Origin of the sequence: uncultured Capnocytophaga sp., from assembly GCF_938029845.1 — a bacterium.
Lineage (GTDB): Bacteria > Bacteroidota > Bacteroidia > Flavobacteriales > Flavobacteriaceae > Capnocytophaga.
In genome coordinates this window covers 1-19,159 of the sequence record NZ_CALHGG010000183.1, presented here as the reverse complement: position 1 = coordinate 19,159, position 19,159 = coordinate 1, and the positions used below count along the sequence as shown (strand labels likewise).

Below are 19,159 nucleotides of genomic sequence, written 5' to 3'. Positions count from 1 at the left end.
GAACCCCTGTTACAAGGATGAAAACCTTGCGTCCTAACCCCTAGACGAACGGACCATTGAGTCTTTAAATATGTTTCTCAATTGCGAGTGCAAAGGTACAACTTTTTTTTGAACCTGCAAGACTTTTGAAGAATTTTTTTTACGTTTTTTTGAAATATATTTGCTTCTGTTTGAAAATCAGTGTTTTAGCAAATATATTTTTTTGCTAATTACTAGAACTGGAAGTAAATAAAAGGTTGTGGCCCAGCTGTCGCCGTGGCATATACTAGCCAAAAGACGGCAGCGACAATAATAGCTTTCCCTATAAGAGGGATTCTTTGGAAAAATAGTTTAAGTGCTTCATTCCATTTTTGAGGGAAAAAGTGCCAAACAAAACCTATGACCAGTAGGATCATAACATTCTGGTAACCTTCTATAATAATCCACCATTGGTGCGGATCATAGTTCAGCTGACCAATATTCTCAATTAGGGTCATGGCAGTAGAAAAATCCCTTGAGCGGAAGAATATCCAGCAAAAGGCTACAAAGTGGAAAGTAAGCACTATGGAAATAAGTGTAAAAATTCCTTTGAAGAAGGATCGTTTTGTTGTCTTCTTTTCAGGGAAAATCTCCTTGAAGGACTTGTGAAAAGACAATGCTAAACCATGAAGTGCTCCCCATATAATAAATCTTAAGTTGGCTCCATGCCAGAGTCCTCCCAATAGCATAGTCGTTAGCTGATTGAAATGACTTCTTAAGGCCTTTGCTTTGTCAGGGGATAGCAGTATAGAGACCTCAAAGAGTATGATTACCCCGAGAATGATAAATAAGGGAATGAGACTCTCTCCTCCTTTCATAAAAGCCCAAGACAACGTGGCGATAAAAAATATTGTAGGAAAGAAATACCCCCAAAAAGACCCTTGACGATTTCCTCCTAAGGGAATATACAAATAGTCTTTCAGCCAAGAAGATAGGGATATATGCCAACGATGCCAAAACTCGGTGATATTTTTTGATTGGTAAGGGGTACGGAAGTTCTCAGGTAGTGTGAAGCCCATGAGCAGCGCTAGCCCTATGGCTATATCAGAATATCCAGAGAAGTCACAATATATTTGTAAAGCATAACCATACACAGCCAGTAGGTTCTCAAAGGAGGTATAGCTATTTGGTGCATCAAATACTCTGTCTACAAAGTTAATAGAGATGTAATCAGAGATGACCGCTTTTTTCAGTAATCCGCCTATGATAAGGAATAAGGCCAAAGAGGTTTCTTCTTTGGTAAGGCTTATTTTTTTATATATTTGTGGAATAAAATCTTTAGCACGTACGATAGGTCCCGCTACCAATTGAGGGAAAAAGCTCACAAAGAAGGTAAAGTCTAAAAATGATTTTGCAGGTTCAATTTCTCTCCTATATATATCTATAGTATAGCTCATGGTCTGAAATGTATAGAAAGAGATACCTATAGGGAGTACTATATCCTGAAGCGCAAAATGGCTTTGGAATAATTGGTTGAAACTGTCTATCAAGAAGTTAGTATACTTGTAATACCCCAAGATACTCAAGTTCACAATACAGCTTAGAGCTAAGAAAAACTGCTGTAATCGCTTGTTCTCTATGTTCTTATGTATCTGTTGTGCAAAAAAGTAATTGATCCCTGAGGAGATAAGCAATAGTACAAAGTAATTCCCTCCTGCCTTATAGTAAAAGAAGAGGGAAAAAAGCACTACATATACCGTCCGAAAGTAGGTATGTCTGCGAGTGAGAATATATACAAGGTAAAAAATAAGAAAGAGTCCTAAGAAAAGACTACTATTAAAGAGTAAAGGAGCCTCCATATTGTAGGCAAACCAACTCTTGAGTTGTTCCACACTACAGTGGTCTATAAGCCACTGTTTCCAATTGTTTATTTCCAAAGAATGATTATTTTTGCTGTTTTTTATATTGTAAATAGTTGCTCATAAGTGCATCATAGAGTCTGCCACCTTGTTCTACATAGCCTGTATGGGTATAGTGTACTCTATCATGAGCAATAAGATTTTCTGCAATAAGTTTGGACATGCCTTCACTACCTCCTAGTACATTGTACATATCAAATACGCCATAGTTTTTCTTTACAGAATTGTCTATAAGTACATGAGTATATTGCTCGCAATAGGGATTGGGCAGCTTCTTTTTGAATAGAGAAGGCGGAGGAGAGGTTAGCAATATAGGACAATTTCCATAGTGCTCACGAATCTGTGCTATGAAATTCTCCACCTGCTTATCATAATTTTCTGCCGAGAGCCTTCCAAAAGCCTCATTGGTTCCTAAGGATACAATAATAAGGTCTGGTTGTAGGGCTTGTATCTGGTCAAAGAATAAGCTACATTTGTTATAATCCGAAAAGCGTGCTCCATTGACCCCAATAGCGTGGTATATAATTCCATTTTGGTCATTCTCAAGTACAATTCCATTGAGAGCAAAGTTGGAACTTCCACTATTGGGAGTAAGATAAATCTTATCCAAACCATTCAAATTATTATAAGTATATCCCAACGGAGAGACGGAGTCTTTAAGCAAAGGTTCAAAATTATCTAGTTCCACAGAACTTGCCACAGAAGGAGCAGCAACTACTCGTTCCTCAGTAGGAATTCTTAAGATAGCTCCCACACGTATGGTATTGCCCCTAAGGTTATTTGCTTTTTGTATCTTACTCTCAGTGGTTTTATATTTTTTGGATAGGGCATATAAGGTTTCTCCTTTCTGTACCTTGTGAGAGAGCATCTTATAGGAAACTCTCTTGGGGGTAGGTGCAGGCTTAAGGGAAACGCCTGTCTTGCTCGTAGCCAAATCAAATAGATGTTGGTTGTTAGGAGTAAGTATACGCAAGGTGTTGAACAAATAATCTTTGTTTTTTATATTTAGCTCTATCACAAAGTTCTTGTTGTCTGTTAGCAGTGAGTAACCTGCAATACCGATAGCCCCTGTATTCTCTCTGCTAGTATTCTTTTGGCTATCCCAATTGATATTGGAAGAGAAACGCACATAGCGCTCCCCATTGGTATGAATCAGTGAATAAGGAAAGACAAAGCCTAAGCCAGCATTGCCAAACTCGGTTTGAAAACGCTGACGTATTTGACTGGTCATAGCATCTCCTTGTATGTGAGAGTCTCCTATATGGACAATGTTTAGCTTTCTGTCCTTTAGAGTATCTAGAGCCTTAAGCTTCTCAAAGAATGGAGTTAAGGCTTTAGCATTATATAGGTGTTCATAGACCAAAGGCACTTCACCTTCTGTTTCATCAGACAGGGTTACCTCTCCTGGTGGAGGAAAAGAAATATGCTTCATCTTGGCATACAGAAGCATAGAGGTAATTAAGGCCATAGACAAGGCTGTAAACCTCAGTACAGATGTCTTCTTTTTCATTGTTTAGTGTTGTTTGTTGTAGTCAAGGAAAATGAATCCACAAAAATTGTGCAAATATATGGATGTTATTATTTATTTAGTAATAAATAACATTTTTTATTAGTTGTTTGTTGTTAGTCTCTCTTTGATTATTTGGCTGTATTTCTTTATGACATTTTTGTCAAAGAAAGGTTCTTCGTCTATACGTCCCAAGATAGGTACTTTGGAGTAGGTAGCGATCCAAGACTCTGTTGCAGGATTTTCTTTACCACTAAAGATAATACCATAGATAGGTAGACCTCGGTGCTGTAAGGCTTCTATGGAAAGCATGGTATGATTGATACTTCCTAGGTAGTGACGAGAAACCAAGATAATCCTATCAGTAGGAAGTATAAGATCCATCATAATGTCATGGTCATTCAGCGGAACAAAAAGCCCTCCTGCCGCTTCTATCACCAAGGGACGATCTGTTACAGGACGTATGATTTTGTCCTTTTCTATAATAACACCTTCCATTTGTGCCGATAGGTGAGGACTAGCAGGGTAGTCAAAGGCATAACTAGAAGGGAAAAAACGAGTTCGTGAGTTAGAAATCAGCGATTGTACCTTCATTGTATCAGAAGCATGCTTATCTCCCGATTGTATAGGTTTCCAATAATCAGCCTCAAGTGCCTCCACTACTATAGCTGAGGTGATGGTTTTGCCTACTTCGGTAGAGATACCTGTAATAAAATAGGTGTGATTCATGGTCATATTTTTGAAGTAGTTTTTCCAGCGACAAAATTACAAAAAATATCTTTTGAATACTACCAAATTAATTGAAAAAAAAATTATTTTTGCACTGTAAAACTTCAAAGGATACAACCATGACTGACAAATGTTATTTGCTTAGTGGCTTAGGAGCCGATGGGAGTGTGTTTCAATATATTGATTTTGAGGGAGTAGAAGTGGAATATATAGAATGGATTGCTCCTTTGCCTAAGGAAACACTTTCAGCTTATGCCCAAAGAATCGCTCAGAAAATAACTACACCTCATCCTATTCTAGTAGGACTTTCATTCGGAGGAATGGTTGCTATGGAAATAGCTAAGCAGATCCCTGTAAAGAAGCTCATACTGATTTCTTCTGTTAAAGAGAGAAAAGAACTTCCTTGGTTCTATCGCTTTTCAGCAGGGTTAAATATACAGAAAATACTCCCTTATACGCTTATGAAACGTGCGAATGCATTTACATATTGGCTTTTTGGAGTAACTTCCTTTCAGGAAAAAGCACTTTTGAAGAATATTCTCCGAAACACCCCTACTATTTTTCTCAAATGGGCAATAAATGCTATTCTAACATGGAAAAACACAGAAATTCCCACTCATATCCTTCATATTCATGGGGATAAAGATCGTATTCTTCCTTATAGGGATGTGAAAAATACGCATTGCATAATAGGAGGGGGACATTCCATGATTATCAATAGAGCACATGAAATAACTCCCATAATTAATAAATTCTTAAATAATTATTAGTCATTAATAAAATGCTTTCTCTTCAACTACAAACCCTCCCTGATAGTCCTGGGGTTTATCAATTCTTTGATAGTTCCGATACTATTATTTATGTAGGTAAGGCGAAAAACCTTAAGAAAAGGGTTTCTTCTTACTTCAACAAAGAACATGATTCCCCTAAAACACGGGTATTGGTTAGCAAGATTGTTCGGATAGAACATATCGTTGTAGCCACTGAAAACGATGCCTTATTATTGGAAAATAATCTGATAAAAAAGTATCAACCTCGTTATAATATCCTTTTGAAAGATGGGAAAAGCTATCCATGGATTTGTATTTCTAATGAGCGTTTTCCTAGGGTATTCTTTACTCGAAAGGTATATAAGGACGGAAGTACTTACTTTGGGCCTTATACCAATATCAAGGTAGTCCGTACACTTTTAGATCTTATCAAGGATCTTTATCCCTTGCGCAATTGTAGGTTAGATCTTTCTCAAGAGAATATAGACAAAGGAAAGTACAAGGTTTGTCTCGAATATCATATCAAGAACTGCAAAGGTCCTTGCGAAGGGCTGCAGAGTGAAGAGGAATATAATCATAATATACAGCAAATCAAAGAGATACTCAAGGGAAACCTAAAGGAGGTAATCGCCTATTTCAAAAAGGAGATGATCGAACATGCCACAGCACTCCGTTTTGAGGAGGCACAGGAGATTAAGCTCAAGTTGGAGAGTTTGGAGAATTACCAATCCAAGTCTACTATTGTAAGTACTAAGATTCACAATGTAGATGTGTTTTCCATCGTTTCTGACGAGGAATATGCCTATATCAATTTCTTACAAGTGGCTCATGGAGCTATTGTGCGTGGGCATACATTGGAGGTAAAGAAAAAATTGGAGGAAACCGACCAAGAGCTACTTGAATTGGGAATTGTAGAGCTGAGAGAACGTTTTAAGTCTAACTCTAAGGAGCTTATTGTACCTTTTCCACTAAGCATGGAGTTTTCCGAACAACTTACAGTACCCAAGGCAGGGGAGAAGCTTCAACTCTTACAGCTTTCTGAACGCAATGCACAGGCGTATCGTCAGGAGAAGTTCAAGCAGGTGAAAATCACAGATCCTGAAAGACATACCAACCGCCTGCTAACTCAGATGCAGCGAGACCTTCGTCTCTCAGAGCCTCCTGCTCATATTGAGTGCTTTGATAACTCCAATATTCAGGGTACAAATCCGGTAGCAGCTTGTGTGGTATTCAAGAATGCCAAGCCTAGCAAAAAGGATTACCGCCATTTCAATATAAAAACAGTAGAGGGACCTAACGATTTTGCTTCTATGGAGGAAGTGGTTTATCGTCGCTATCGCCGTCTCTTGGACGAGGAGGAACCATTACCTCAACTTATCATTATAGACGGAGGAAAAGGTCAATTGGGAGCTGCTCTCAAGTCTTTGGAACTTTTAGGATTGCGTGGAAAAATAGCCATAGTGGGTATAGCCAAGCGCTTGGAGGAGATTTTCTATCCAGGTGATTCCATTCCCTTGTATTTGGATAAGAAATCAGAAACACTTAAGGTAATTCAGCACCTTCGTAATGAGGCGCACCGCTTTGGAATTACCTTCCATAGGCAGAAGCGCAGTGCCAGTGCTATTCATTCAGAACTGGAGCAAATCAGTGGTGTAGGTAAGCAAACCCAAGAGACCTTACTCAAACAATTTAAATCGGTAAAACGACTTAAAGAGGCTTCCAAAGAGGAAATCATTGCTTGTATAGGTCAATCAAGAGCCCAAAAAGTATGGGATTATTTCCACGCTCAAACAGCTGAATGATATATAGTTTTATGGGTGCTTTTGTTGTTAAGCTCCCACAGATAACACAGATATAGAAACTAATATTACAAGGGAAATATTTGGGATCTTTACAAAACAGTCGTAATTAGATCCTTCAAATAAGGAAATTCTTTTGGATCTGTATAATCTGTGGGAGATTTTTAAGGGAAGAATGTCTGATTATTTCTTATGCAAATTATAAAGCAAAGATAGTCCTTTGATAGTGTGATACTTATCGTCTACCTGGATTTTATCTGTAAGCTTACTGAATATATGTCCTACACCTCCTGTGGAAATGACCAAAAAGTCGCTCTGATAGGTTTGTTTGATGCGTTCTATAAGTCCCTCTACCATAGCCGTATAGCCATAGATAATCCCACTTTGCATACAGGTCTCAGTATCCATACCCAAGACAGATTTGGGTTCATTGAGTTCTATATAGGGGAGTTGGGCAGTATTATTCACTAAGGATTGTAGGGAGGTAACTACCCCTGGGGCTATGATAACACCTAGCATTTCTCCAGTTTCAGAAACTCCTGTAAGGGTCAAGGCTGTCCCAAAGTCTATGATAATTTTTTTCTGATTAGGGTAGAGGTAGTGCGCCGCTACTGCATTGGCATACAAGTCTGTACCCATTTGGTTTGAATGATGGGTAACTTCACTAGGAGTATCTCTATTGACGATAAAGGGCTTTATAGAAAAGGTCTTTTGTAGCATCTTAGCAATAACTTGCGTTTGCTGAGGTACTACTGAACCTACTACTATTTTACTGATTTTCCCAAAAGCATTTTTGTACTGTTCCTTATAGGTCTGGAAACTCATGTAAAATTCACCCGCAGTACGATAAGGCTTAGTGGCAATTGTCCAAGACAGATGTACTTCTTGCCCATCTACAACTGCAAAACGGATATTGGAATTGCCAATATTAACGGCTAATAGCATAATAAGTTTAGTAAGTTAAAGATTATCAGAAGCATACCACTCGGCAAAGGAGCTTTCAGTTTCCTGTAAGCGAAGGCTATATAGGGCAATATGCTTTGGTAAGTGTTGTTGGAGGCGCTTGGCAAAATCCACTATTAGCATCTCACTGGTAGGCTGATAGGGGAGTAGGATAACTCTGTGTCCTTCTGCTTGGAGTTTTTCTGCTAAGGAGCGATGAGGGCTATTGCCATTGAAGAAAATAGTGTGGTCTGCTTCTTTGACAATATACTCATTGACAATCTCTTTGATATCTCCAAAATCAATTACCATTCCATTCTTTACATGTTCAAGATCTTCAATAGGACTTCCTATGACAGTAACCCATAGCTTATAGCTATGCCCATGAATATTCTTACACTTGCCATCATATCCATAGAGGGCGTGCCCTGCTTCGAATTCAAACTTTTTTGTAATACGAATTTTCGTCATTGGCTATTGTTTTTTATGAGTTCTTTTGTAGGCATTCAGGGTATTCTTCATAAGCATAGCAATGGTCATAGGCCCTACCCCTCCTGGTACAGGAGTTATGTAACTTGCCTTGTTCTTTACGTGCTCAAAATCTACATCACCTACGATACGAAATCCTTTTTTAGCAGAAGCATCCTTAACACGAGTGATACCTACATCTATGATAACAGCGCCTTCTTTGACCATTTCCGCTTTTAGGAAGTTGGGAATTCCCAAAGCAGCAATGATGATATCTGCTTTTTGGGTAAGCTCAGCCAAGTTTTGAGTACGGCTATGAGTAAGGATTACAGTAGCATTCCATGGTTTCTGAGAGAGGAGGATACTTATAGGGCGTCCTACAATATCCGAACGACCAATTACTACTACATTTTTCCCATCAGTAGGGATTTTGTATTGGCTAAGCAGCTCTAAGATGCCATAAGGAGTGGCAGGGATAAAGGCTTCTAAGCCTAAAGCCATACGGCCAAAGTTGGTAGGGTGAAAGCCATCTGCATCTTTGTCTGGGTTGATAGCCAAAAGAACTTCCTGCTCATTGATATGCTTAGGCAGAGGTAGTTGTACGATAAAACCATCAATACCTTTGTCCTCGTTGAGTTTTTCTATTTCTTTCAGAAGATCTTCTTGTGATACATTTTCAGGAAGATTTACAACAGAGGAGGCAAAACCTACACGTTCGCAGGCAGTAACCTTGTTATTTACATAGGTCATACTAGCTCCATTATCTCCTACGAGTATGGCTACTAAGTGTGGGGGTCTTTGCCCTTGAGCTACAATCTCTCGTACCTCTTCAGCTATGGCCTCTTGTACTAGTGTAGAGGTCTTTTTTCCATCTAATAATTCCATTGTTTCAGTTATTAGTTTTTAGTTTTTAGTTTTTAGTTATTTAGAGTTTTAGATAGCAACTAGTGACTAATTTCTTTTTATTTTTTATTATTTACTTTTCACTATAAAAGGGAGTAGGAGCGAATAAGATAGTTCGCCCCTACATCAAATATAATAACTAAAAAATATTAAATATCAATAGCCTCTCCATAAGCAGCTGCTACGGCTTCTTTCACACCTTCGCTCATAGTAGGGTGTGGGTGTACAGACTTAAGGATTTCATGAGCTGTAGTTTCCAATTTACGAGCAACTACGGCTTCAGCAATCATATCAGTAACACCAGCACCAATCATGTGGCAACCAAGCCATTCACCATATTTGGCATCAAAGATAACCTTGATAAATCCATCAGTAGTTCCTGCTGCATTGGCCTTACCAGAGGCAGTGAATGGGAACTTACCTACTTTGATTTCATAACCTTTTTCCTTAGCTTGCTTTTCTGTAAGCCCAACGGAGGCAATTTCTGGAGTACAGTAAGTACATCCAGGGATGTTACCATAGTTGATAGGTTCTACATGTAAGCCTTTGATTTTCTCTACACAGAGGATACCTTCTGCAGAAGCTACGTGAGCCAAAGCTTGTCCAGGTACCACATCCCCAATAGCATAATAACCAGGAACATTAGTTTGGTAGAACTCATTTACTTGGATTTTATCACGTTCAGTCTTGATACCTACTGCTTCTAATCCTATGTTTTCTATGTTAGTCTTGATACCTACTGCAGAAAGCAAGATGTCTGCTTCAAGTACTTCTTCTCCTTTGGCAGTTTTTACATAGGCTTTTACTCCTTTGCCAGAAGTATCAACCTTAGTTACTTCAGAAGAAGTCATTACATTGATACCAAGCTTCTTGAAGCTCTTTTCTAGTTGTTTAGAGATTTCCTCATCTTCTACAGGAACTATGTTAGGCATGAATTCAACTACAGTAACTTCAGTACCCATAGAGTGGTAGAAGTAAGCAAATTCAATACCTATGGCGCCACTACCTACAATAATCATTTTCTTAGGTTGCTCAGCAAGAGTAAGGGCTTGGCGGTAGCCAATTATTTTCTTACCATCTTGTGGCAGCGCAGGCAATTCACGAGAACGTGCACCAGTAGCTATGATAATATGGTCTGCACTGTATTCAGTCACTTTGCCATCTTTATCTTTTACTTCTACTTTTTTGCCTGGTTTTAGAGTGCCATAGCCATTGATTACCTCTATTTTATTCTTTTTCATAAGGAATTGTACTCCTTTGCTCATAGTGCCAGCTACATCGCGGCTACGCTTTACAATAGCAGAAAAATCCTTATCAAATCCTTTGTCACTTACTTTTATTCCGTAGCTTTCTGCATGTTTTAGGTATTCAAATACCTGAGCAGATTTCAAGAGGGCTTTTGTTGGAATACAGCCCCAGTTAAGGCATACACCTCCAAGGTTTTCTTTTTCAATAACAGCAGTTTTGAAGCCCAATTGTGAGGCTCTAATAGCGGTTACGTATCCTCCAGGACCGCTACCTAAAACTATAACATCGTATTTATTCATTGGTAAAATATTTATGTTCTGAAAAACGGTACGAAATTACGAATTTTATTTTTTATAGAGAAAAATTTTCGCCAAAAAATTTCTATGTATTTTTTAATGTATTGATATTCAATAATCTAGTAAAATAAATATTTTTCAGAAAATATTTTTAAATTTCTCAGTTATTTTTTATCTTTGCAGGTGAAAAACAAGATAGATTATGCAATATGTATATAGTAGCCTCTCATTGGAGTTATTAGCTATATTCATTATTTTACAGTCTTTTGTAGTTTCCTACTTGGTAATACCGCGAATTATTGCTATTGTTAGGATTAAAAACTTAATGGACAACCCCAACCAACGGAGTTCTCATAAAGAGAAAACGCCTACTATGGGAGGGGTCGCCTTTTTTGCGAGCTTGCTTAGTAGTTTATATTTCTTACAAGCCTATGACTCTCAGAAATTAGGACTCTCATTAGTTATAGGTCTTCTAATTCTCTTTTATGTAGGAGTAAAAGATGACTTGGTGGGAGTAACTCCAAAAACTAAAATCATAGGACAGATACTTGCTTTTGTATTTGTTATGGATAGTAATGAATTATCTATTGACACCTTTAATGGCTTTTTAGGAATTTATGAATTACCACTTTGGTTTTCTTACTCATTAGGTGTTTTCATTATCATATCTATTGTAAATGCTTACAACCTTATTGATGGAATTAATGGTTCTGCCTCTATGGTGGGAATTATGATTTTTAGTATTTTCAGTTTTATTTTCTATCAAACTCATGATTATTATTTTGTATTACTCTCTCTAAGTAGTATAGGTTGCTTATTGGCTTTCCTTAGGTATAATATCTCAAAAAAGAATGGGATATTTATGGGAGATACAGGCTCTTTACTTATAGGATTTATTATAGGTGTATGTACGCTTCGCTTTCTAAATCTTCCAGTGGATAGGCTTGCTGCTGCTGATATTAAGTATTTCAATAAGTTTGTTCTTATATTTATTATCCTCTTTATTCCTTTTGTGGATACTATGCGCGTATTTCTTATACGTGTCCTTAAGCACCGAAGTCCTTTCTTTGCCGATAGAAATCATATCCATCATATTATGATTGATTATATGGGGCTTTCTCATATACAAGCAAGTTTGCTTTTGGCTTTGTTTAATTTATTGGCCTTTGTACTTTTCTATATAGCAAATCTTTATATACCTACTATTACACTTTTTGTAATATTAGTATTATTTGTTATTGGAACGACACTTCTTGTCTTTTACTACAATCGTAGCTTTGCGGTACGTAGAAATAAGCAGAAGATACAAAAAATATTAGATCAGACCCCTATAGGAAGAAAGAAAAAAGGCAAACGAAAGTAGTATAGGAGTTGGAACAGAGAACAAAAAAGAGCAATTTATTTGCCTTGCTATAAATAAAAAAGTGAAAAGTGTAATACCACTTTTCACTTTTTTATTTTTGTCTTTTATTTCCCAAACGCTTCTATAATTTGCGTTGCTAGTTCGTCTCCTACACGTTCTTGTGCTTCAAGAGTGGCCGCTCCTATATGAGGGGAAAGGGATACGCGTGGGTGCATAAGTATTCGAATAGAGGGAGTAGGTTCGCCCTTGAATACATCTAAGCCTGCAAAGGCTACTTTCTCATGCTCTAAGGCGTGCAAGAGCGCTTCTTCATCAATCACCCCTCCACGCGCTACATTGATGATGCCTACACCATCTTTCATTAGCTGAAATTCTTTCTCTCCTATGACTACTTCTTGCTGTGCAGGGATATGTAGCGTAATAAAGTCAGCCTCTTTCAAAAGAGTTTCCTTACTGATAGTCTGTATCCTAAAATCAAGACTACGCCCGTCAAAGAAAGAGAGGGTAATGGTAGCTTCGCTTTGGAGTGGATCATGAGCGATAACCTTCATACCAAGCCCCAAGGCAATGGTAGCTACAGCTTTTCCTATACGTCCCAAGCCCATGATACCAAGGGTTTTCCCTTTGAGTTCTTGTCCTTTGGCATAGTCTTTCTTAAGAGCATCAAAGCGGGTATCTCCGTCCAATGGCATATTTCGATTGGCATCATAGAGGAAACGAACTCCTGAAAAAAGGTGGGCAAAAGTAAGCTCTGCTACCGAATGGGAGGAGGCATTAGGGGTATTGATAACCTTGATACCTTTCTCTCGGGCATAGGCTACATCTATGTTATCCATACCTACGCCACCACGCCCAATGAGCCTTAAGGAAGAGCAAGCATCTATAAGGTCTTTCTTGGCTTGGGTGGCTGAACGTACCAAGAGAATCTCCACTTGCTCCTCATTGATAAAATTGGCTAATTGGTTTTGGGCGACTTTGGTGGTAAGAACCTTAAAACCAGCAGCATCAAGTGTTTTTATAGCTTTCTCACTGATGCCATCGTTGGCTAATATCTTCATAAATTCGTTATTTATACTGTTTTTTCGAAATGTTGCATCACTTCTATAAGCAATTGTACGCTTTCTATAGGGAGCGCATTGTAGATGGAAGCACGATAACCGCCTACACTTCTATGTCCCTTCACACCACTGATATTAGCCTCTGCCCATAGCGCATTGAAGCGGTCAGTTAGGGATTCATCCACAAGGTTAAAGACAACATTCATGCGCGAACGATCTTTTACATCGGCATACCCTTTGAAGAGGGGATTCCTATCTACTTCTTCATATAGGATGCGTGCTTTTTCTTTGTTCTTCACTTCTATGGCCTTGATACCTCCTTGTTTTTTGAGCCATTCCATGGTAAGCAGACAGGTATATACGGCAAGGGTAGGAGGTGTATTGGTCATACTTTCGTTCTTGATATGTACCTGATAGTTCAGGTGGGTAGGAATCTTATGGCTTACCTTTCCTAGAATATCCTCACGCACAATGACCAAAGTAGTACCCGCAGCACCTATATTTTTTTGTGCACCTGCATAGATGAGACCAAAATCCTCAAAAGGCATCTCCTTGGAAAATATATCTGAACTCATATCGGCTACCAGTGGAACGGATACTTTAGGGTATTCAAAGTATTCGGTACCATATATAGTATTGTTGGTGGTGATATGTAGGTAATCGGCATCCTTAGGAAGGACATATTCGGTGGGTATATTGCGATAGCCATTTTCTTTAGAAGAAGCAATTACTTCAGTAGCTCCTACAAATTGTGCTTCTACGAGGGCTTTGTGCGCCCAAGTACCACTATCTATATAGGCTCCTTTGCGCTCCAATAGGTTGAGGGCGGAGGCGTAGAAGTGTAGGCTGGCTCCTCCTTGTAGAAAGAGCGCTTGATATCCTTTTCCTGTAAGTCCTGTAAGCTCTAAGGCCAAAGCCCTAGCACGCTCCATAATAGCGATAAACTCTTTGCTGCGGTGAGATATCTCCAAAATAGAAAGTCCTGTGTTTTCTAACTCTATAACCGCTTGAGAGGTTTTTTCAAATACTTCGACAGGCAAGATAGAAGGACCTGCACTAAAATTATGTTTTTTCATGTTCTTTTTCTATATTTATAGGTGGGCGGCAAAATTAGAACTAAAAAATAAGCCAGCCAAATTAATTAATACTATTTAAGAAAGCCATAGTATCCACGCCATCTGCATAGTCAGTAAGCGACGGCACTTGGCTCTGCCCAAAACGAATAGTATGGGGAATATTACCTCCACTTACAATACATTGTATCTCTTCTTTATCTGCCTCTAGGCGTTGGTTAAGGGTAGCCATATCCTTATAACGTTCATAGAAAAGGGTGGCAATAGGGGAAGCATATTTTTCATCTTCTTTTAGTAACAAGAAACCATTTTCTAAGAGCTTAAAAAGGCTCATTAGGTATACAGCCTTGTTGTAATCATAGTTATTGACATACTTCTGGTGGTCTAAAAGAGTATGATAAGGGTAAATAGCTTCAAAAAAGGCAACAAAATCATAATCTTCAGGGATAAATAGCTTGGAAACACTCCTACAACCCAATCCAAAATATCTAAAGATGTCTTCACCCAATTGGAAAAGCTCCTCAGGAGTCTCTTTTCCTGTAAGCACAGCTACCGAATTACGGTTTCGGCGAATGATATGTGGTTTTTTTCCAAAATAATACTCAAAATAGCGGGCAGTATTATTACTACCTGTGGCTATAACGGCTTCAAAATCGTTGATTCTTTCTTCTGTGAAACTTACGGCTCCCTTAAATTCAGGAGCTATTTCCTCAAGTTTCTTAATCAAAAAAGGAAGTAATACTTTGTCTTGGGAGGAGAGTTTTACGATGGCTTTATGTCCTGAAAGCAATACACAGAGCAGATCATGGAAGCCGACCATAGGAATATTTCCAGCCAAGATAAGGGCTACTTGCTTGGGAGTTTTTTCTTTTATAGGATAAGTAGAGAGCCATGCCTTCAAGCTGTTTTCTTTAAGAAGGTTAGCCCAATGCTTTAGTGCAAAAAGACAGTTCTCCCTATCAAACCATGCATTCTGTTGTTCTGCTTTTTGGAGAGCTTCCTCCAAGTCTAGGTATATAGGGGCTTTCTCCCCATGTAGGAAATAGTCTGTAAGCATAGCACCCAAGGCAGCCACACCTTGTATTCTCTGTTCTAAAGTCTGCATTAAGGTTGTTTTTTCAAGCCACAAAAATACGAATTATAATTGTTAATTATTGATGGTCGATTGTTAAAATACAGACTTTTGTAATTTATATAACTAATTTATTTTCAAATATATATGTCAATTTCTTTCAAAATTGGAGTTGTTATAAAGCGCTATAAATGATAAGTCTTCCAAAGCTAATGAGTGCCAACTACTAAGGGGGAAAAGTTTATCTATCTTAGTTGTTAACAAATAACCATTAATAATTAACAATTAAAAAAAGCTACTTTGTTTTGCATAGTACTGAATTTTTTTATAACTTTGCAGGGTCAAATCAGATGATTATGGAAGCTATTAATTTAGAGAAGATCAAAACCCAAATGCGAAAAGGGGTCTTGGAGATGTGTATTCTTTCTATCATTCATAAGAAGAAGGAAGCTTATGCATCGGACATCATGGAAGCACTTAAGGAGGCGGATATGATCGTGGTGGAGGGAACGCTCTACCCGCTGATGACCCGACTGAAAAATGCCTCTTTACTTAACTATTCTTGGCGTGAATCTACCGCGGGACCGCCGAGAAAGTATTACACCCTTACCGACAAGGGGCTTTCCTTTCTCAACGAAGCCCTTGCCTCTTGGAATGAATTACAAACAATGATAACCAAACTTATTTAATCATGGACAAAACACATAATATCAGTTTAGGCGGCTTTTCCTTTATCATAGAAAATGGCGCCGCTTCCCAGCTCTCCGCCTATCTTACAAAGGTGCGCCAATACTTAGGCCAATCTGCTGATACGGACGAAATCCTCACCGATGTAGAACAACGTATGGCCGAACTCCTCAGAGCACGTATGCAAAATACAGAAGTAGTGACTTCTTCAGATATAGATTACTTAATACAAGTAATGGGTAAGCCCGAACAATATGTACAGGACGATGAGGAACTTACTTCTGAAAAACCTGCTCCAGTACTCCCACTAAGGAGCAGAAAACTCTATCGGGATATAAGCAAAGGGAGTATAGGTGGAGTGCTCTCTGGCCTAAGCTACTATTTCCACATAGATGTAACCCTCCTTAGAATCATCTATATGCTGCCTATCCTATTGAATATTGGAATTTTATCCTTTACTTTTAACGGGTCTGCCATGTCACTCTCTACCTTCTCTATACTCCTTTATGTAGTGCTTTGGCTGGTGATTCCGCCTGCAAAAACAACTGCTGAAAAATTGGAAATGAAGGGGTTAGAGGTGAATATTGATACGATTTCCTCTCACAAAGACGAAGATGAAGCACCCCAAAGACGTCAGTGGCTTAAAAGCACTTCCGATAAGTGGCTGATGGGGGTCTTGGGCGGATTGGCTAAGTACTTTTCTATCCCATCTATCTGGCTGAGAATAGGGGTTATCTGCTGTATGATGGCTGCTCTTATCTCTACCCACGGACGTGCACTACTTTTTGTGCTCCTCTATGGGTTCTTGGCTTATGGTCTTAAAAAGGATAATGAGTCTGACAGTAAGCAGGATAAGCAACAAGACAGTAGTCCTATGTCATTGGTGGATAATACCGCGCCACAAAGGCACTCTCGCTCTATTTTGGGTCAGTTTTTCCATATCATGTTTAAGGGGGCAAGCTATTTCTTAGTGATGATATTTATCTTTATTGTCTTTATCTTGCTCTTGGTGGTACTCTCTGCCCTCTTAGGAATAGGTATTTTCAGTGGGGCCTCCTTAGTGCTCTTGCATAATTATTTAGATTTTGTCCTAACCGAGAGCTGGCAACAGGTATTGTTTTACCTATCTACTACTCTTTTGATAGTGCTCTTTATCTCTATCTTTACGCTTTTGATAATGAAGGTGTTTTCTGCCAAAGGCTACCAAACACCTCGCTGGTGGTTTGCAACAAATATATTGATTACCTTGGTGGGCTTCTTGGGGGTATTTGCCTTGGTAACGAGTGCTTCAAGGAGTTTTATCTCTTACAATGCAGTAGAAGAAAAGCACCCTATCACCTTGACTTCCGATACACTCTTTGTTTATGAAAAACCAATATTCACTAATGGCTTCTTGGTTGATAGTAAGGGGGTAGGGCGAAGTGGAGATGTACACTTCTTAGGCTTAGGTACAACCCAACAGCAAACGCCTTATTTGCTAATAAAAACAACCTCTCAAGGAAGAGATACCGATGAGGCTATGGAGAATGCTAAAAAGATAGAATACCCATTAGAGATAGTAGGGGATAGCCTAACCCTCCCCGATGGCTACCTCTTAAACAAAGGCAACCCTTATCGTATGCAGAGGGTATATGTCAAGCTCTTCCTTCCCTTAGGAAAAATGGCCAAATTCACCAAATTCCCTACCATGAAGCATGGTTATCTATTCCCTCGAGGTATCTATAAGGCTGTCAATGACAGTATTGTAGAAGTAAAAAAGTAAATACAATTTGCTAACTTTCTAATAAACAATTTATTGCGTCTCTACCCAGATCTTAGTTAAGACAATTCCCCCGTAGAGACGCAATTTATTGTGTCTTAACTAATTAGACGCAATTTATTACGTCTTAATTAGGTGTAATTTATTGTTTTTTAATTAATTAGAAATAATTTATTACATCTCAACTAATTAGGAATACAATTTTTAACTTATTGATTTACATTGCCAACTAACTCAAAATTCAAAACTTAAAACTCAAAACTCAGAAAAAAGTAGTATCTTTGCCCTTGTAACCATGCAATCTGTCTCGTCCATATACGATTGGACACCTCTGCTGGCGCGAGCTTGTAGCTCATTCTTAAAGGGCTAAATCCTAGAATTATGAATTTAGTAGAATTATTACAAAGTAAAGGGATTTCTATAGAAAGGAGCGCTTATCCGATTCTATTGGAAGATATAGAAGAAGAAATCCCTTATTCATTCCTTGGTAAGGAGGATTTTATAGATTTTTACTTGTTAAGCAATGGAGGATATTTTAATAAGGCTCCTTATCTATGCTATAATGAACGAGGAGTCAAGAAAACCATAGAGGTTAGTGGATTCTATAACATACCCAAGATAGGAAGCGAATCAGGTATGAGTATAGCAAGGGCACTTTCAAGAAGAGAGGGATATTCAGAAAATTTTGATGAGTTTATTGATTTTCATTTTCCTTTTGCTTTTAATGATGGGGATAATGATTTTTGGATAGATATCCAGAGTGGCGAGGTAAAGTATATAGATTATGAAGATTTTGGATATGATCCCGACAAAGCTATTATAGTTGCATCTTCATTTAACGAATTTATTACAAATTTGGAAAGCCGAGAATAATGTCATTAGGATAAAGAGCTATGATACTTACAGAAAAAGAAGTATTAGAGATTGTAGAGAAATATAAAAGACGATTTCCTAAAATAAAAGATACATTGACAAAAATTCAGTTCTCGCCTAATTATGATGTCCAAGGTAAGAAGGCTTGGATAGTAACTGGTGAAAGTGAGTTGCTCGGTAATATATGGGAGTTTTGGTATGTAGTATCAGATAAGACAGCAAAAGTAGAATATATCTTTGATAAGTATGGAAATAGAAACTCTCATATAGAGCGCCCAATGCCCAAAGAGTGGGAAGACTATCTAGATGAGAACGATAAGGACTAAGACAATAGCTTACAAGGGAAATTCTGCCGGCGATTTCTGTTATACCGAGCTCACATTATTTAGAGTACATTATAGCCTTTAAAAACGCTTATCTCTATGAGACAGTGTTTGAGTTTTTGAGATAAGGTGCTAAACTTAACAACACAGCTAGAACATTACCCCTTTCTATTTTAAAAGAACAAAATACCAATTTTTGGGATATTCTTTTTCAATCATATTAAAAAGTAATTTAAAGTTGTTAGAACGTTTTTGGGTAAGTATTTCATAAAAATAATTATGGCAAATACAGCAAGCTCTTTGCTTTTGAGACACTACACCATAAAAAATATCTTTTTCATTCTCAATATGATACCATTGCCAATTGTATTTAGCATTTATTAAGTTACCGAAAAGAGAACCTAATTTGTAA

The 19,159-nt window shown here is 38.1% G+C and carries 18 protein-coding genes; 7 read left to right on the top strand and 11 right to left on the bottom strand.

The genetic code is table 11. The features are described 5' to 3' along the window. Positions 1–212: 212 nt before the first annotated feature. The 3 genes from Q0625_RS14255 to bioD form a co-directional block, all read right to left on the bottom strand. Entirely contained in the window at positions 213–1,895 is a 1,683-nt protein-coding gene (locus Q0625_RS14255; RefSeq protein WP_298828702.1) for an MBOAT family O-acyltransferase, read from the bottom strand. Between the two features lie 7 nt (positions 1,896–1,902). After that, entirely contained in the window at positions 1,903–3,387 is a 1,485-nt protein-coding gene (locus Q0625_RS14250) for a LysM peptidoglycan-binding domain-containing protein (protein WP_298828700.1), read from the bottom strand. Between the two features lie 99 nt (positions 3,388–3,486). After that, on the bottom strand, positions 3,487–4,113 hold the full coding sequence (gene bioD, locus Q0625_RS14245; protein ID WP_298828698.1) for a dethiobiotin synthase: 627 nt from the start codon (positions 4,111–4,113) through the stop codon (positions 3,487–3,489). A 119-nt stretch (positions 4,114–4,232) separates the two neighbouring features. Between bioD and Q0625_RS14240 the strand changes: the two genes are divergently transcribed. Both Q0625_RS14240 and uvrC read left to right on the top strand, forming a co-directional pair. Continuing rightward, the gene (locus tag Q0625_RS14240) at positions 4,233–4,883 is read left to right on the top strand and encodes an alpha/beta hydrolase (RefSeq protein WP_298828696.1); all 651 of its coding nucleotides are present in this window, start codon (positions 4,233–4,235) and stop codon (positions 4,881–4,883) included. 11 nt (positions 4,884–4,894) lie between these two features. After that, positions 4,895–6,685: an excinuclease ABC subunit UvrC gene (uvrC, locus tag Q0625_RS14235; protein ID WP_298828695.1), complete on the top strand. Its 1,791-nt coding sequence runs from the start codon at positions 4,895–4,897 to the stop codon at positions 6,683–6,685. Between the two features lie 180 nt (positions 6,686–6,865). Here uvrC and Q0625_RS14230 read toward each other — a convergent pair whose 3' ends face one another. From Q0625_RS14230 to lpdA, 4 genes are all read right to left on the bottom strand, one after another. After that, a complete protein-coding gene (locus Q0625_RS14230; protein WP_298828693.1) occupies positions 6,866–7,627 on the bottom strand; it encodes a type III pantothenate kinase in 762 nt (253 codons plus the stop codon). A 15-nt stretch (positions 7,628–7,642) separates the two neighbouring features. Continuing rightward, complete coding sequence (locus Q0625_RS14225; protein WP_298828691.1) at positions 7,643–8,095, bottom strand: 6-carboxytetrahydropterin synthase; 453 nt, start codon at positions 8,093–8,095, stop codon at positions 7,643–7,645. A 3-nt stretch (positions 8,096–8,098) separates the two neighbouring features. Beyond that, positions 8,099–8,977: a bifunctional methylenetetrahydrofolate dehydrogenase/methenyltetrahydrofolate cyclohydrolase FolD gene (gene folD, locus Q0625_RS14220; protein ID WP_298828689.1), complete on the bottom strand. Its 879-nt coding sequence runs from the start codon at positions 8,975–8,977 to the stop codon at positions 8,099–8,101. A gap of 167 nt (positions 8,978–9,144) precedes the next feature. Beyond that, positions 9,145–10,542: a dihydrolipoyl dehydrogenase gene (gene lpdA, locus Q0625_RS14215; protein WP_298828687.1), complete on the bottom strand. Its 1,398-nt coding sequence runs from the start codon at positions 10,540–10,542 to the stop codon at positions 9,145–9,147. A gap of 199 nt (positions 10,543–10,741) precedes the next feature. On the opposite strand from lpdA, the gene Q0625_RS14210 reads away from it, so the two are divergent. Beyond that, on the top strand, positions 10,742–11,902 hold the full coding sequence (locus Q0625_RS14210; RefSeq protein ID WP_298828685.1) for an MraY family glycosyltransferase: 1,161 nt from the start codon (positions 10,742–10,744) through the stop codon (positions 11,900–11,902). A gap of 104 nt (positions 11,903–12,006) precedes the next feature. On the opposite strand, the gene Q0625_RS14205 is transcribed toward Q0625_RS14210, so the two are convergent. From Q0625_RS14205 to Q0625_RS14195, 3 genes are all read right to left on the bottom strand, one after another. Beyond that, positions 12,007–12,960, bottom strand: coding sequence for a D-2-hydroxyacid dehydrogenase (locus Q0625_RS14205; protein WP_298828684.1), 954 nt, complete (start codon positions 12,958–12,960; stop codon positions 12,007–12,009). 11 nt (positions 12,961–12,971) lie between these two features. Continuing rightward, positions 12,972–14,036 carry a 3-phosphoserine/phosphohydroxythreonine transaminase gene (gene serC / locus Q0625_RS14200; protein ID WP_298828681.1) on the bottom strand — a complete coding sequence of 355 codons (1,065 nt, stop codon included), beginning with the start codon at positions 14,034–14,036 and terminating at the stop codon, positions 12,972–12,974. A gap of 61 nt (positions 14,037–14,097) precedes the next feature. Then, positions 14,098–15,138, bottom strand: coding sequence for an acyl-CoA reductase (locus tag Q0625_RS14195; RefSeq protein ID WP_298828679.1), 1,041 nt, complete (start codon positions 15,136–15,138; stop codon positions 14,098–14,100). 323 nt (positions 15,139–15,461) lie between these two features. Between Q0625_RS14195 and Q0625_RS14190 the strand changes: the two genes are divergently transcribed. The 4 genes from Q0625_RS14190 to Q0625_RS14175 all read left to right on the top strand — a co-directional run bounded on the left by Q0625_RS14190 (position 15,462) and on the right by Q0625_RS14175 (position 18,750). Continuing rightward, complete coding sequence (locus Q0625_RS14190; protein ID WP_298828677.1) at positions 15,462–15,794, top strand: PadR family transcriptional regulator; 333 nt, start codon at positions 15,462–15,464, stop codon at positions 15,792–15,794. A 2-nt stretch (positions 15,795–15,796) separates the two neighbouring features. Then, positions 15,797–17,554 carry a PspC domain-containing protein gene (locus Q0625_RS14185; RefSeq protein ID WP_298828674.1) on the top strand — a complete coding sequence of 586 codons (1,758 nt, stop codon included), beginning with the start codon at positions 15,797–15,799 and terminating at the stop codon, positions 17,552–17,554. A 378-nt stretch (positions 17,555–17,932) separates the two neighbouring features. Then, positions 17,933–18,424: an SMI1/KNR4 family protein gene (locus tag Q0625_RS14180; RefSeq protein ID WP_298828671.1), complete on the top strand. Its 492-nt coding sequence runs from the start codon at positions 17,933–17,935 to the stop codon at positions 18,422–18,424. A gap of 20 nt (positions 18,425–18,444) precedes the next feature. Beyond that, positions 18,445–18,750 (top strand): hypothetical protein, encoded by a 306-nt coding sequence (locus tag Q0625_RS14175; protein WP_298828668.1) that lies wholly within the window; start codon positions 18,445–18,447, stop codon positions 18,748–18,750. 165 nt (positions 18,751–18,915) lie between these two features. Here Q0625_RS14175 and Q0625_RS14170 read toward each other — a convergent pair. Then, positions 18,916–19,159: hypothetical protein (locus tag Q0625_RS14170; protein ID WP_298828665.1), on the bottom strand; the 244-nt coding region annotated here is incomplete at its 5' end.

Bases quoted from the DNA above. Each gene is read 5' to 3' on its own strand.
- Q0625_RS14250 (WP_298828700.1), bottom strand. From the start codon at position 3,387: ATGAAAAAGAAGACATCTGTACTGAGGTTTACAGCCTTGTCTATGGCC.
- bioD (WP_298828698.1), bottom strand. From the start codon at position 4,113: ATGAATCACACCTATTTTATTACAGGTATCTCTACCGAAGTAGGCAAA.
- Q0625_RS14240 (WP_298828696.1), top strand. From the start codon at position 4,233: ATGACTGACAAATGTTATTTGCTTAGTGGCTTAGGAGCCGATGGGAGT.
- uvrC (WP_298828695.1), top strand. From the start codon at position 4,895: ATGCTTTCTCTTCAACTACAAACCCTCCCTGATAGTCCTGGGGTTTAT.
- Q0625_RS14230 (WP_298828693.1), bottom strand. From the start codon at position 7,627: ATGCTATTAGCCGTTAATATTGGCAATTCCAATATCCGTTTTGCAGTT.
- Q0625_RS14225 (WP_298828691.1), bottom strand. From the start codon at position 8,095: ATGACGAAAATTCGTATTACAAAAAAGTTTGAATTCGAAGCAGGGCAC.
- folD (WP_298828689.1), bottom strand. From the start codon at position 8,977: ATGGAATTATTAGATGGAAAAAAGACCTCTACACTAGTACAAGAGGCC.
- lpdA (WP_298828687.1), bottom strand. From the start codon at position 10,542: ATGAATAAATACGATGTTATAGTTTTAGGTAGCGGTCCTGGAGGATAC.
- Q0625_RS14210 (WP_298828685.1), top strand. From the start codon at position 10,742: ATGCAATATGTATATAGTAGCCTCTCATTGGAGTTATTAGCTATATTC.
- Q0625_RS14205 (WP_298828684.1), bottom strand. From the start codon at position 12,960: ATGAAGATATTAGCCAACGATGGCATCAGTGAGAAAGCTATAAAAACA.
- serC (WP_298828681.1), bottom strand. From the start codon at position 14,036: ATGAAAAAACATAATTTTAGTGCAGGTCCTTCTATCTTGCCTGTCGAA.
- Q0625_RS14195 (WP_298828679.1), bottom strand. From the start codon at position 15,138: ATGCAGACTTTAGAACAGAGAATACAAGGTGTGGCTGCCTTGGGTGCT.
- Q0625_RS14190 (WP_298828677.1), top strand. From the start codon at position 15,462: ATGGAAGCTATTAATTTAGAGAAGATCAAAACCCAAATGCGAAAAGGG.
- Q0625_RS14185 (WP_298828674.1), top strand. From the start codon at position 15,797: ATGGACAAAACACATAATATCAGTTTAGGCGGCTTTTCCTTTATCATA.
- Q0625_RS14180 (WP_298828671.1), top strand. From the start codon at position 17,933: ATGAATTTAGTAGAATTATTACAAAGTAAAGGGATTTCTATAGAAAGG.
- Q0625_RS14175 (WP_298828668.1), top strand. From the start codon at position 18,445: ATGATACTTACAGAAAAAGAAGTATTAGAGATTGTAGAGAAATATAAA.